General features: G+C 72.5%; 6 protein-coding genes and 1 pseudogene. 2 read left to right on the top strand and 5 right to left on the bottom strand.

Annotation, left to right across the window (positions count from 1 at the left end):
* Positions 1-211: pseudogene (locus Q1N79_RS16305) on the bottom strand (hypothetical protein); the annotation flags it as partial.
* 475 nt (positions 212-686) lie between these two features.
* On the opposite strand from Q1N79_RS16305, the gene Q1N79_RS16310 reads away from it, so the two are divergent.
* Positions 687-896, top strand: coding sequence for a hypothetical protein (locus Q1N79_RS16310; RefSeq protein WP_300609926.1), 210 nt, complete (start codon positions 687-689; stop codon positions 894-896).
* A gap of 290 nt (positions 897-1,186) precedes the next feature.
* Here the strand turns inward: Q1N79_RS16310 and Q1N79_RS16315 are convergent, their stop codons facing one another.
* Positions 1,187-2,668, bottom strand: coding sequence for an RNA polymerase sigma factor (locus Q1N79_RS16315; protein WP_300609927.1), 1,482 nt, complete (start codon positions 2,666-2,668; stop codon positions 1,187-1,189).
* 232 nt (positions 2,669-2,900) lie between these two features.
* Entirely contained in the window at positions 2,901-5,174 is a 2,274-nt protein-coding gene (locus Q1N79_RS16320; RefSeq protein ID WP_300609928.1) for a SpoIIE family protein phosphatase, read from the bottom strand.
* A gap of 398 nt (positions 5,175-5,572) precedes the next feature.
* On the opposite strand from Q1N79_RS16320, the gene Q1N79_RS16325 reads away from it, so the two are divergent.
* Complete coding sequence (locus tag Q1N79_RS16325; RefSeq protein ID WP_300609929.1) at positions 5,573-7,258, top strand: hypothetical protein; 1,686 nt, start codon at positions 5,573-5,575, stop codon at positions 7,256-7,258.
* 45 nt (positions 7,259-7,303) lie between these two features.
* Here Q1N79_RS16325 and Q1N79_RS16330 read toward each other — a convergent pair whose 3' ends face one another.
* Complete coding sequence (locus Q1N79_RS16330) at positions 7,304-11,059, bottom strand: hydantoinase B/oxoprolinase family protein (protein ID WP_300609930.1); 3,756 nt, start codon at positions 11,057-11,059, stop codon at positions 7,304-7,306.
* A gap of 98 nt (positions 11,060-11,157) precedes the next feature.
* Positions 11,158-13,053, bottom strand: a 1,896-nt coding sequence (locus Q1N79_RS16335) for an AAA family ATPase (RefSeq protein WP_300609931.1), incomplete at its 5' end; no start/stop codon positions are given.

Consider the following 13,053-nt stretch of genomic DNA (forward strand, 5'->3'; position numbering starts at 1 on the left):
CCGACCCGTCCGCGTACAGGATGACGTCGACCCGCGTGCAGTATCCGGACATCGCCTCGTCGACCGCGTTGTCGAAGATCTCCCACAGACAGTGCTGCAGGCCCCGGCCGTCGGTCGAGCCGATGTACATGCCCGGCCGCTTGCGGACAGCCTCTAGGCCCTCGAGCACCGACAGGTGCCTGGCGGTGTACGAGTCGGCCGGGGCGGCCAGGGCGCCCCGGGCGCCAGGGGCACCTGGGGTGGCGGCAGGTTCCGCGGGCGCCCGAACGGCGTCGGTGAGCGGGGGCACGGGCGGCGTCTCCTCTCGAAAGCACGGGCGGCACGCGGGGGGCTGCCTCACTCGAAGCGTAGCGTCCCGCGGCGGGTGGGGGCGCGCTGCCACGCCGCTGCCGGGCGGGGGATAGTTGCGACCAAATGTGTCACGATGCGCGCCAGGGGGTATGAAGCACACGAACCGCACGGGTATCTCGCCGGTGACTACCCGCACGGTGGTGTCGTCACCGGGTATCGCGCCAGCGCTGGCAGGGTCGGCAAAGGTTGGTCACGCGATCAGATGCGGCTTTTTTCGCTTGTGGCGTACACCACTCGGCTAGGGGAAGCCTGAGGCCGGAGAATGTGTTGTGCTGTCCTGTAAGGCAGGAGCCAGCCGGACGCAGCAGCCGGAGGCACGAGACGAGGAAGGCGACGTGACCGGAGCTATAGCCCCCACCAAGCCGCTGACCGCCCTGGATCTTTGCGATCGCTGCGGCGCCCAGGCATACGTCCGCGTCCTGCTCCCGAACTCGGGTGAGCTGCTCTTCTGCGCCCATCATGGCAGGGAACACGCTGAGGCTCTGGCCAAGGTCGCCGTCGACATCCAGGACGAGACCCAGCGCCTGACCAGCCAGGAGAACTGACCCGGCCGCGCACAGACTTCGCAGCACAAAAGGCTTCACAGATCAATATAGGCGCCGCACGGGGCGCCGCGGCGCTAGGGCGCTGCGGCGCCCGTGACGTTTGTTAAGCACGGGACCACAGCATGCGCGCCGGGCGCCGACGGGCGGTTGGCTCGCCGACAGGAACTGGGTCATTGGCGCACCTGACCCAATAGAGCCGGGCCGTTGGCGTGACTGGCCCAATGCGCGGGCCTGGCAGGCTGTGACGGCTGGTTCCCGTGGGGTGCGGGCGGCGGTAGGGGGACCTTGGCCTAGTCCAGGTAGTCGCGCAGCACCTGGGACCGGGACGGGTGGCGCAGCTTCGACATCGTCTTCGACTCGATCTGCCGGATCCGCTCCCGGGTGACGCCGTAGACCTTGCCGATCTCGTCCAGCGTCTTCGGCTGGCCGTCGGTGAGGCCGAACCGCATCGAGACCACGCCCGCCTCGCGCTCCGAGAGCGTGTCGAGCACCGAGTGGAGCTGCTCCTGCAGCAGCGTGAACGAGACCGCCTCGCCCGGCTGGATCGCCTCGGAGTCCTCGATCAGGTCGCCGAACTCGCTGTCTCCGTCCTCGCCGAGCGGGGTGTGCAGCGAGATCGGCTCGCGGCCGTACTTCTGCACCTCGACGACCTTCTCGGGAGTCATGTCCAGCTCGATGGCCAGCTCCTCCGGCGTCGGCTCACGGCCGAGGTCCTGCAGCATCTGCCGCTGTACCCGGGCCAGCTTGTTGATGACCTCGACCATGTGCACGGGGATGCGGATCGTGCGCGCCTGGTCCGCCATCGCCCTGGTGATGGCCTGCCTGATCCACCAGGTGGCGTACGTGGAGAACTTGTAGCCCTTGGTGTAGTCGAACTTCTCCACGGCCCGGATCAGGCCGAGGTTGCCCTCCTGGATCAGGTCGAGGAAAAGCATCCCGCGGCCGGTGTACCGCTTGGCCAGGCTGACGACCAGCCGGAGGTTCGCCTCGAGCAGGTGGTTCTTCGCGCGCCGGCCGTCCTCGGCGATCCACTCCAGGTCGATGCGCTGATCAGGGGACAGCCCGCTGCCCTCGGCGAGCTTCTCCTCGGCGAACAGGCCGGCCTCGATCCGCTTGGCGAGCTCCACCTCCTGCTCGGCGTTGAGCAGCGGCACTTTCCCGATCTGCTTGAGGTAGTCCTTGACCGGATCCGCGGTCGCGCCCGCGACCGCCACCTGGGCGGCCGGCAGGTCGTCGTCATCGTCGCCGAAGACGAAGATCTCGTCGTCGCCAACCTCGCCGGCTACCTTGCCGTCAGGGTCCGCGGCCCCGTCCGAATCGGCAGCCGCCCCGGCGTCCACGTCCGGATCGTCGGTGAGCACCTCGTCGGCCAGGTCGGCGTCCGGCAGCTCGGCATCGGGCGAGTCGGCGATCTCCAGGTCCGCGCCGAGCGCGTCGCCGAGGTCGTCGTCGAATTGGTCGTCGAAGTCCTCGAGGTCGACCTCCTCGTCGAGGTCCGCGTCCTCATCGTCATCGTCGAGGTCCACGACCGCCAGGTCGACGGGGAGGTCCTGCGGGGGTACGGCCGCGAGTTCGTCGCGGCCCTTGGCCGCGGCCGCGTGGCTGCCCGCGCCCGCGAGACCGTTGCCCGATACGGGAGCGGCCTGAGCCTGCTCCTGCGCAGCGCCCTCGGTCGTCGTGTCATCGGCCACCCGCGAGTCCCGGCCCGCGGAACCGGCCGGCCGGGAGCGCTTGCGCGCCGCGGAATTGGCAGCGCTCACCACCACGGTCACCTCTTCCTTCGCTGGGTAGCTCGGCTGAGCTGCGTACGCATAGCGATAATCGGGCCCTCCCGCGAGGGTCTTGACGCCTGGACCGTGCCAGGAAGCGGGCTTCCCGCCTGTCTTGGGAATTTAAACAGCAACCCGCCCGCCTCCTCCTTCAGTCCACCATAGGCGGCAAGTGGGAGTGCCTTGTACACATCGGCGTGCACATCGGCGCCTGCGCCGGCGCCCACGCCGGCGGTCACCGCGTCCCCCGCCGGTGCCCTGGCGGGCCGCCTGCCGCTGGCGGGTCGTACGCCGCTGACGGGCCGCCTGCCGCTGGCGGGCCGTACGCCGGCCTCTCTGCCGCAAGGCCCGCCGGAACGTGCATGACGAGCACGGTCACGTCGTCATCCTGTTCATGGCCGGCGAGCATATGGTCAAGCAAGTACTGAAGCAACAGGCCGGGGACGCTCAGCAGCTCGTCGGTGGCGCCGGCGGCGACCCGGACCAGCTCGTCAAGCCCGGCGTCGAGGCCGCGCATCCGGTTTTCCACCAGCCCGTCGGAGTAGAAGACCGCGGTGCTGCCCGGCGGCAGCCGGAACGCGTGCTGCCTGCGCGGGCTCGCCCAGCCGAGCGGCGTGCCCGCCTCGGCCTGGTCGAGCACGGGCGGCGCGCCCGGGGTGAGCAGCAGCGTGGGCAGGTGGCCGGCGTTCCCGGCCTGGCCCTCGCCGGTGTCCGGGTCGATGACCAGGTAGGAGACCGTGGTGACCTGCTCCTCGAGCTCGGTCGCGCTGAACAGCCGGTCCAGCCCGGCGAGCACCGCCGCGGGGCGCGGGTCGGTCAGCGCCAGGGCGCGCAGCGCGTTGCGCACCCGGCCCATGCCCGCCGCGGCCTGCAGCCCCTTGCCCATGACGTCGCCGACCGTGACCGCCAGCCGCCGGTCCGGCAGCCAGAACACGTCATACCAGTCGCCGCCGATCTCCATGTTCCGCGTCACCGGCAGGTACCTGGCATCGAGCACCAGGCCCGGCACGGTCGGCAGCTTGTCAGGCAGCAGGCTGCGCTGCAGCGTCTCGGCGGTGGCGTGCTCCCGCTCGTACATCGCGGCCCGCTCGACGGCCAGCGCGCACTGGCCGGCCAGCGCCTCAAGGAAGACCCGCTCTTCCTCGGTGATCCGCCGCGGCCTGCTGAAGGAGAACCGCAGCGCGCCGAGCGGAGCGCCCGCCGCGAGCAGCGGCAGGCTGACCCAGGACCGCTCGTCGCCGGTGTCCTCCATCCGGTGCCCGCCGTCGGCGGTGTCCGCGGTGTCCGCGAACTGCCTGCGCAGCTCCTCGGGGTCGTGGATGAGCACGGGGCGGCGGGTCGCGATCGCCCGCGTCATCACGCTCGGCGTGTCCAGGGTCAGCCGCTTGCCGACTGAGTCCGGCCCGACGGGCGCGAGCCCGTCGGGGTTGACCACCCGCAGCCGCAGGGTCTCGGCGTCGAGCAGGGCCACCGCCGAGCGCAGCGCCCCGATCGCGGTGCGGCCCACCTCGGTGATCACCTCGACCACCTGCTCCACGGTCAGCGCCTCGGCGAGCATCGACGTCGCCTGCTGCAGCCGGGCGGTGCGCAGCGCCGCCGCGGACAGCTGTTCGGTCAGCCGGCTGCGCATCTCCTCGGCCTCGCGCTGGCTTGTCACGTCGGTGATGGCACCGACCCACTCGGCGACCTTGCCGTCCCGTTCGATCGGCACGGCGCGCACGTCGTAGTGCCGGTACGCGCCGCCCCTTGTCCGCATCCGGAACCGGTCGTCGAAGATCCGCCCGGTGCGCAGGCACTCCCGCCAGTCGCGCTCCACGCGCTCGCGGTCTTCTGGGTGGATCGAGTCCAGCCACCCGCTGCCGAGGAACTCCTCGGGGGACTGCCCGGTGATCCACCGCCATTCGGCGGAATCCTCGAGCATCTCCCCGTCCGCCGAGGCGACCCAGATGACCTGGGCGCCGCCCTGTGCCAGCGCCCGGTACCGCTCTTCGCTGCGGCGCAGCGCCTCCTCGGTGCCCAGCCCGAGCCCGTCGGCGACGACGATGAGGCCCGCGCCGCTCAGCACGCCGTCCGGCCCGTGCACGGGGAACCAGTGGAACGAGCGCGGCCCGGTCATCGCCTCGCCGGCGGAGCCGGCCTCCCCGGTTGAACCGGCCTCGGCCGACGCCCCCGCCGACCCCGGCGCCCCCGGCGCCCCGGACGCCCCCGCCGCTCCCGACGCGAACATCTCCGTGGCCGGGCGGTCCTCGCCGAGCACCCGCGCGAGCGCGGCCTCGGCCCGGGCGGCGTCGACGGCGGGCCACACCGCGGCGATCGGCTGCCCGGCGAAATCGGCCTCGTCGTGGCCGTACATCCGGGCGAGCGCGGGGTTGACCCAGACGAAGCGCATGTCGGTGCCGAGGAAGGCGATGCCGGCGGGCGCGCCGCGCAGCACGGCATCCGGGAGCCAGGACTCGAACTCGTCCAACCCGGCCTCCCGCTGCTTTGGCACGGAGGTGTCAGCGCTCACCTGAGCTCCTCACCTTCCGTGCAGGCGCCTGCCACTGGCGGCTCCTTCCAGCCTCCACCTGCCAGCACGCGCGCCGCCTCGCCCGGCGCCCGGCGGCGGTCCGCCGGCAGCGCGGTTCGCCACCGCCCGCACAGCGACCGTTCAGAACAAGCGTGCCACAATCCGGGTACCGATGCTGCCAGCTAGTCGCAGGTAAGACCGGTCATTTGAGGCCGGCCGCGATCCGGCAGGCACCGGCAGCGCGACACGGCCGGGATCACCGCCATCTCCGGACACACGGATGGCGGCATAGGTAAATTCTCTGCAAGGGGAGGAAATGCTTCCCCCGCCGGCCCCGCCACGACGGGCAGCGGGGCGTAGCGTAGCGCCCGCGTGTCCAGATCTGAGAGGCTATCAGGGTGAGCCCGCCGAGCCGACGTCGCAGCCACGCGCGCAGCGTCCAGCCACCGAACGCGCTGTTCCGCGAGATCCTGCACGCGGCGCGAGAGCTGCTGGCGGTGCGCAGCCCGCTGGACGCGGAGCTCATGGTCAGCGAACTGCTCGGCACCTGGTGGGCGCAGCGGCACCGCAGCGCGGGCGGGGCCGGCGTGGAGCAAGTGGTCGGCGAGGGACTGGTCGAGTACGCCGCCGGGCAGCCCTCCCCCGCGGCCCTCGCGCTGCTTTCCGGGATAGCCTGCCTCGGCACGCCGCGACAGGCCGTCGCGGCCGAGCAGGCCGCGATCGCGATGATGGACAGCGGGGTCAAGGCGCCCGGCTGGGCGGACCACCTGGGCGCGGTGGCGCCCGCCGAATGCTACGTGAACCACGACGAGTGGGGCGACCAGGACGAGATCGTCTGCGTCTTCAGCTACGCGGGGGAGGAATCCCACGCGCTCGTGTGCATGGTGGACTACAACGCCGGCGGCATGATGCGGGACGGCTGGGTCACCTCCCGCGTGGACAAGCTGCTCGAGCACTGCAGGCAGGCGTCCGCCGCGAGGACGGACGCAAGGACGGAAGCCGGGACCGACGCAAGGACGGACGCCGGGTCGGACGCCAAGCCGGAGGCCGCGGCGCACATCGGCGCGCACGCCAGGAGGGAGGACGGCTTCAGGCAGCTCGAACCGCAGCAGGCCAGGAAGGTGCTGCAGGCCGCGCTCGACGCCACCGACGCCGCCGAGGACCCGCCGGTGAGCGATTCCTTCGCCTCCTACCACGCGTTCATCCGTGCGCGCATCCGCGCGCTGCCGCCGGCCGCGGGCCGGGCGCTGCTCGCCAGGCGCGCCTGGTCGCGAGAGCGCCGGGCGCTGCTTGCCGCCGAATTCCTCGCCTCCGACGAGGCCGAAGACCTGTCGGACAGGCAGGCGGCCAGCCGCTGCGTCGACCGCATCATCGACTTCGGGTGCGACCAGGACAGCGGCCGGCCGCTGCGGATGAGCCCGGTCAAGGTGCAGAACTTCCTGCTCAGCTGGCTGCCGCGCAAGGTCATGCTGTCCTCGGCCGACCAGGACGCGATGCCGCACGCGCTGGCGTCCTGGGTCCGCTGGGCGGGCCGCCAGTGCGGCCAGTCCAGCGGCGCCATCGGCCAGACCCTGGAGACCGTCTTCGACTCGATGAGCACGTTCTCGCGGATCTACCGGGATCCCGCGGAGTTCGGCCTTGACGAGAAGCTGGTGGCCAGGCTGCTGCCCGACTCCGACCTCGAGGCGCTGCCGCGGCGCGCGTTCGCGTTCCCTGTGCTCGAGGGCAAGTACGGGGGCGTCGACCTGTCCAGGCTGGACCCGGCCAACCCCGCCGACCGGCGGCTGCTGCTCGCCGCCGACCACGACACGAAGACCGGCAGCCCGAGCGCGGCGGGCGTCGGCCGCCACATCGACAGCCACCTGGCGATAGCCGACCGGCTGTGGCGCGGCTCGCCGCCGGCGCTCTGGGATGCCGCGCAGCGGCTGCTCGACGCGGGCGAGGACCGGCATCTGGTGCTGCACGCGCTCATGGAGGTGCTCGAGGCAGCCGACGGCGACGAGGCCGCGTTCGAGGCCGCGCTGCACGAGCTCGCGACGGGCCTGAGCGGCGAAGACACGGGCGGCGAGGACTTGCGACCCTAGGGAGCGGCGGAGGCTGGGGAGGCGGCCGGGATCGTTCGGTATCTCCTAATGCGGCCCCCCGCCTGGCTTGAATCCCCCGCCCCCGGGGGTCTCGATCACGAACACATCACCAGCCTCAAGCCGCACCGAGTCGCAGCCGGCCATCGGCGTCACCGAGCCGTCCGCGCGCTCCACCCAGTGGCGGCCGAGCGCGCCCGGGCCGCCCCCGGCCATGCCGAACGCGGGCACCCGCCGGTGCCCGGCCAGCGTCGTCACCGTCATCGGCTCGAGGAACCGCAGCCGCCTGACCCCGCCGTCGCCGCCGCGCCACCGGCCGGCGCCGCCGCTCCCCCGGCGGATCGCGTACGACTCCAGGCGGACCGGGTAGCGCCACTCAAGCACCTCGGGGTCGGTCAGCCGCGAGTTGGTCATCTTCGTCTGCACCACGTCGGTGCCATCGAACCCCTCGCCCGCCCCGGAGCCGCTCGCCACAGTCTCGTAATACTGGTACCGCTCGTTGCCGAACGTCACGTTGTTCATCGTCCCTGACCCCTCCGCGAGCACGCCGAGCGCGCCGTACAGCGCGCCGGTGACCGCCTGGCTTGTCTCGACGTTGCCCGCGGCGACCGCGGCCGGGTACCGCGGCGACAGCATCGTGCCCGGGGGGATCAGCACGGTGAGCGGCTGCAGGCAGCCGGCGTTAAGCGGGATGTCCTTGCCGACCAGGGTGCGGAACACGTAAAGCACCGCCGCCATCGCCACGCTGGACGGTGCGTTGAAGTTGCCCGCCAGCTGGGCGGACGTGCCGGTGAAGTCGATCGTCGCGGTCCTGTCGGCGTGGTCGACGGCGATCCTTACCCGGATCGTCGCGCCGTTGTCGAGCTCGTAGCTGAACTCCCCGTCGCTGAGCGTGCTGATCGCCGTGCGGACCGCCTCGGCGGCGTTGTCCTGGACGTGGCCCATGTAGGCGGTCACCACGTCCAGGCCGTAGTAGCCGGCCATCTTGTGCAGCTCCGCGCTGCCCTTCTCGTTGGCCGCGACCTGCGCCCGCAGGTCCGCGAGGTTGGTCCGGGGGTCGCGGGACGGGTATTCGGCGCCGGCCAGCAGGTCGATGGTCGCCGCTTCGCGCAGCCGGCCGTGCTCGACGAGGAGCCAGTTGTCGATCAGCACGCCTTCTTCCGCCACGCGCGTGCTGGTCGCGGGCATGGACCCAGGGGAAATCCCGCCGATCTCGGCGTGGTGGCCGCGGGAGGCGACGTAGAACGTGGGCGTCCGGGGTGCGGCTTCGGCCGCGTCGGCCGCGTCGGCCGCTGCGCCGGGCGCTGGGTCGGCCGCCGGGTCGGGCACGAAGACGGGAGTGACCACCGTGACGTCGGGGAGGTGGGTGCCGCCGTGGTACGGGTCGTTCAGCACGTAGACATCGCCCGGCTTCATGCGGCCCCTGTTGCGGCTGATCACCATCTTGATGGATTCGCCCATCGAGCCGAGGTGCACCGGGATGTGCGGCGCGTTCGCGATCAGGCCGCCGTCGGCGTCGAAGATCGCGCAGGAGAAGTCCAGCCGCTCCTTGATGTTCACCGAGTGCGCGGTGGACTGCAGCCGCACGCCCATCTGCTCGGCGACCGACATGAACAGGTTGCTGAAGATCTCGAGCAGCACCGGGTCCGCCCGCGTGCTCACCGCCGGGTTGGCCGCGCCGGGCCGCGGCGCCGTCCGGGTGAGGAGCAGGTCGCGCGCGCCGGTCACCGACGCCCGCCAGCCGGGCTCGACCACGGTCGTCGCCAGGTCCTCGGCGAGGATCGCCGGGCCGTCCACGGCCTGGCCCGGCGCGAGCTGGTGCCGCTGGAACAGCGGGACCCGCGCCCACTGCCCGGCCGTGAACAGGCGCACGTATTCGGCGGGCCGGGGCTCTCCTGTCTCGTCCGAACGGGCCGGGGTGACCGGGGAGGCGTCCGGTGACTGAGCGGCGTGCGCGGCGCCGGTGGTGGCTGCCCCGGTGGCCGCGTCAGGGACGTCGGTGGGGTCCGCGCGGTCCGCGGCGCTGGCTACCTCGACGGAGACCGCCTCGACCACGATCGGCCTGTCCGGCATGAGGAAGGAGAACCGGCGGCGGTAGGCGGCCTCGAACGCCCGCGTCATCTCGGCGGCGTCGCCGAACGCGACGGGGATCGGCGTATCGGTGCCGTCGTAGCGCAGGTGGGCGCGGCGCACCACGCGGACCGCGTCCTGCGGCACGCCCTGGGCGGCCAGCTCCGCGCGTGCGGCCTCCTCCAGCGGGCGCAGCACCGTGTCCGGCAGGCGGGCCGCCAGGCCGGCATCCAGCGGCGCCTCGACGGCGGTCTCCCGCATCGCGAGCACGTCGGCGAGGCCGAGGCCGTACGCGGCGAGCACGCCGGCCAGCGGGTGGATGAGGACGCTGGTCATGCCGAGCGCGTCGGCCACCGCGCAGGCGTGCTGGCCGCCCGCGCCGCCGAAGGTGGACAGCACGTACCTGGTGATGTCGTAACCGCGCTGCACGGAGATCTTCTTGATCGCGTTCGCCATGTTCTGCACGGCGATCTGCAGAAAGCCGGCGGCGACCTGCTCCGGTGCGCGCCGGTCGCCCGTCCGTCGCGTGATCGTCGCGGCCAGCTCGCCGAACAGCCGCCTGGTGGCGCCCGCGTCGAGCGGCCTGTCGCCGCGGTCGCCGAAGACCCGGGGGAAGTAGCCCGGCTGGATCCGGCCGAGCAGCACGTTCGCGTCGGTCACGGTCAGCGGCCCGCCGTGTCCGTAGCAGGCCGGTCCCGGGTAGGCGCCCGCCGAGTCCGGCCCGACCCGGTACCGGCCGCCCTCGACGTGCAGGATCGACCCGCCGCCGGCCGCGACCGTGTGGATGGACAGCATGGGCGCGCGCATCCGGACCCCGGCGACTTCGGTCTCGTACTGCCGCTCGAACTCGCCCGCGTAGTGCGAGACGTCCGTGGACGTGCCGCCCATGTCGAAGCCGATCACCCGGCCGAAGCCGGCCGCCGCGGCGGTGCGCGCCATCCCCACGATCCCGCCGGCCGGCCCGGACAGGATCGAGTCCTTGCCCCGGAAGCTCGCCGCGCTTGTCAGGCCGCCGTTGGACTGCATGAACAGCACGCGCACCCCGGACAGCTGCGCGGCCACCTCCTCGACGTACCGGCGCAGCACGGGGGACAGGTAGGCGTCGGCCACCGTGGTGTCGCCGCGGGAGACGAGCCGCATCAGCGGGCTGGCCTGGTGCGACTCGCTGACCTGGGTGAACCCGATCTTCCTGGCGATCGCGCCGATCCGCGCCTCGTGTGCCGGGTAGCGGTAGCCGTGCATGCACAGCACGGCGGCGGCGCGGAAGCCGTCGTCGTAGGCCCTGGCCAGCTCGCGTTCGGCGTGCGCCTCGTCCAGCGGGCGGACCAGCTCGCCGCGGGCGCCGACCCGCTCAGGGACCTCGATCACCCGCTCGTACAGCTGCCCGGGCAGCACGATGTGCCTGTCGAAGATGCGCGGCCTGTTCTGGTAGGCGATCCGCAGCGCGTCACCGAACCCTTCGGTGACGACGAGCACGCACCGCTCGCCCGTGCGCTCGAGCAGCGCGTTGGTGGCCACCGTGGTGCCGAGCCGGACCGTGCCGATGCGGTCCGCAGGGACCGGCTCGCCGGGCGGCACGCGCAGGAGTTCGCGGATCCCCGCCACGGCGGCGTCGCCGTAGGCGGGGCTGACCGACAGCAGCTTGTGCGCCACCAGCGACCCGTCGGGGCGCCGGGCGACCACATCGGTGAACGTGCCGCCCCGGTCGATCCAGAAGTCCCAACGGCCGCTCACCGGGTAAGCCTAACCCGGCCAGGCCGGGCAGGCGGACTGGCGGTGGGGCCCGCCGCGCCAATAGGTTCGTTGTTGTGGGCCCCAGCGCCAGGCGCGGGTCAGGCGGAGCCCTGGCCCGCCAGCTCCGCGTAGGCGGCCCGCACGTCGTCCTCGGTCAGCGTGGTGAGGTCCGCGGCGGTCGCCGCCTCGCCGAGCCGGACGACCCGCACGTCACGGAAGGCGCACGCCCGCTCGAACAGCGACCGGGCGAACCGGCCGTTGCCGAGCTCGTCGATCCGGCCGGAGCTGACCGCGCGGGCGAAGATCTGGTCGAGCACCCGCTGCGCGGCCTGCTCGAACACGTCGCCGGCCTGCTCAGCGTGCAGCACCGCGATCTGCGACAGGTCCGCGGCCGTGTAGCTGGGGAACGTCACCCGGATGCTGAACCGGGACGCCAGGCCCGGGTTGCTGCGCAGGAACCTGTCCATGTCGGCCGTGTACCCGGCAAGCACGATCACCAGCCGCTCCCGGTCGTCTTCGGCCCGCTTGAGCAGGGTCTGCACCGCCTCAGAGCCGAACGCGTCGCCGCCCGAGTAGCCGACGTTGTGCAGCGAGTACGCCTCGTCGATGAACAGCACCCCGCCGAGCGCGGAATCGATCAGCTTGTTCGTCTTGATCGCGGTTGAGCCCAGATGCTCGCCGACCAGGTCCGCGCGGTGCGCCTCGACGACCTCAGGCCGCACCAGCAGCCCGAGCGCGGCGAAGATCCGCCCCAGGATCCTGGCGACCGTGGTCTTCCCCGTGCCGGGCGGGCCGGTGAACACGAAGTGCCTGGCCGGCGGCTGGCTGGCCAGGCCCTGGCGATCACGCAGCCGCGCCACCCCAAGCTGCGCGGCGATCGCGCGCACCTGCTGCTTGACCGGCTCGAGCCCGACAAGCTCGTCGAGTTCGGCGATCGCGCTCTCCAGCGTGGGCGTGTCCTCGTAGCCGCGCAGCCGCGAGGTCAGCTCCGCGAACGCCTTCTCCAGGTCGGCGCCGCCGATCGTGATCAGGTCCTCGGCCGCCGGGTCGCCGCCGGCGCCCATCACCCGCACGTCCCTGGCCTGGCCGGCCTTCTCAAGCAGGGTGCGGACGAACCTGCCGTTGCCGAGCTCGTCGGTGATCCGGCGGCGGCCGACCTCCTCGAGCATCCGCCACAGCACCGGCCGCGCATCCGCCGCCAGCTCCTCGTGCTTGCCGCGCAGCTGCGCCTCGGCCAGCGCGAGCAGCTCCGCGGGCGAGTACGTGGGAAACCGGATCCGGGTGGCGAACCGGGACGCCAGTCCCGGGTTGGACGCGAGGAACGACTCGGTCTGCTTCTCGTACCCGGCCAGGACGATGATCAGGTTCTCCCTGTCGTCCTCGGCCCGCTTGAGCAGCGTCTGCACGGCCTCGACCCCGAACCGGTCGCTCTGCCCGTCACCCTCGTTCACCAGGCTGTAGGCCTCGTCGATGAACAGCACCCGGCCGAGCGCGGAGTCGATCAGCTCGTTGGTCTTGATCGCCGTCGCGCCGAGGTACTCGCCCACCAGGTCGGACCGCTGCGCCTCCACCACGTCGGGCAGGTCGAGCAGGCCGAAGGCGTAGAAGATCTTGCCGATCACCCGCGCCACCGTGGTCTTGCCCGTGCCGGGCGGGCCGAGGAACACGAAATGCCGCATCGGCTTGTCATTGCTGAACCCGGCCGCCGCCCGGCGGCGCGCCGCCTCGATCGACGCGGCGATCGAGCGCACCTGCTCCTTGACGCCCGCCAGCCCGACCATCGCGTCGAGTTCGGCCATCGCGTCGTCGATGGTGATCTGCGGCCTGGGCCGCTGCGGCGCGGCCGCCTGCTGCTCGCGCGCGGCGCGGTCCGCGTACACCTGGGCGACGCCCTGCGCGCGGGCGCCGTAGTGCAGCGGAGAATGCCCGCCGGGGTAACCCGCGCCGCCCGGCCCGCCGCGCGGCAGGGTGCCTGACGGTCCCGGCCGGCCGGG

The organism is Trebonia sp. (assembly GCF_030042015.1).
Taxonomy (GTDB): domain Bacteria; phylum Actinomycetota; class Actinomycetes; order Streptosporangiales; family Streptosporangiaceae; genus Trebonia.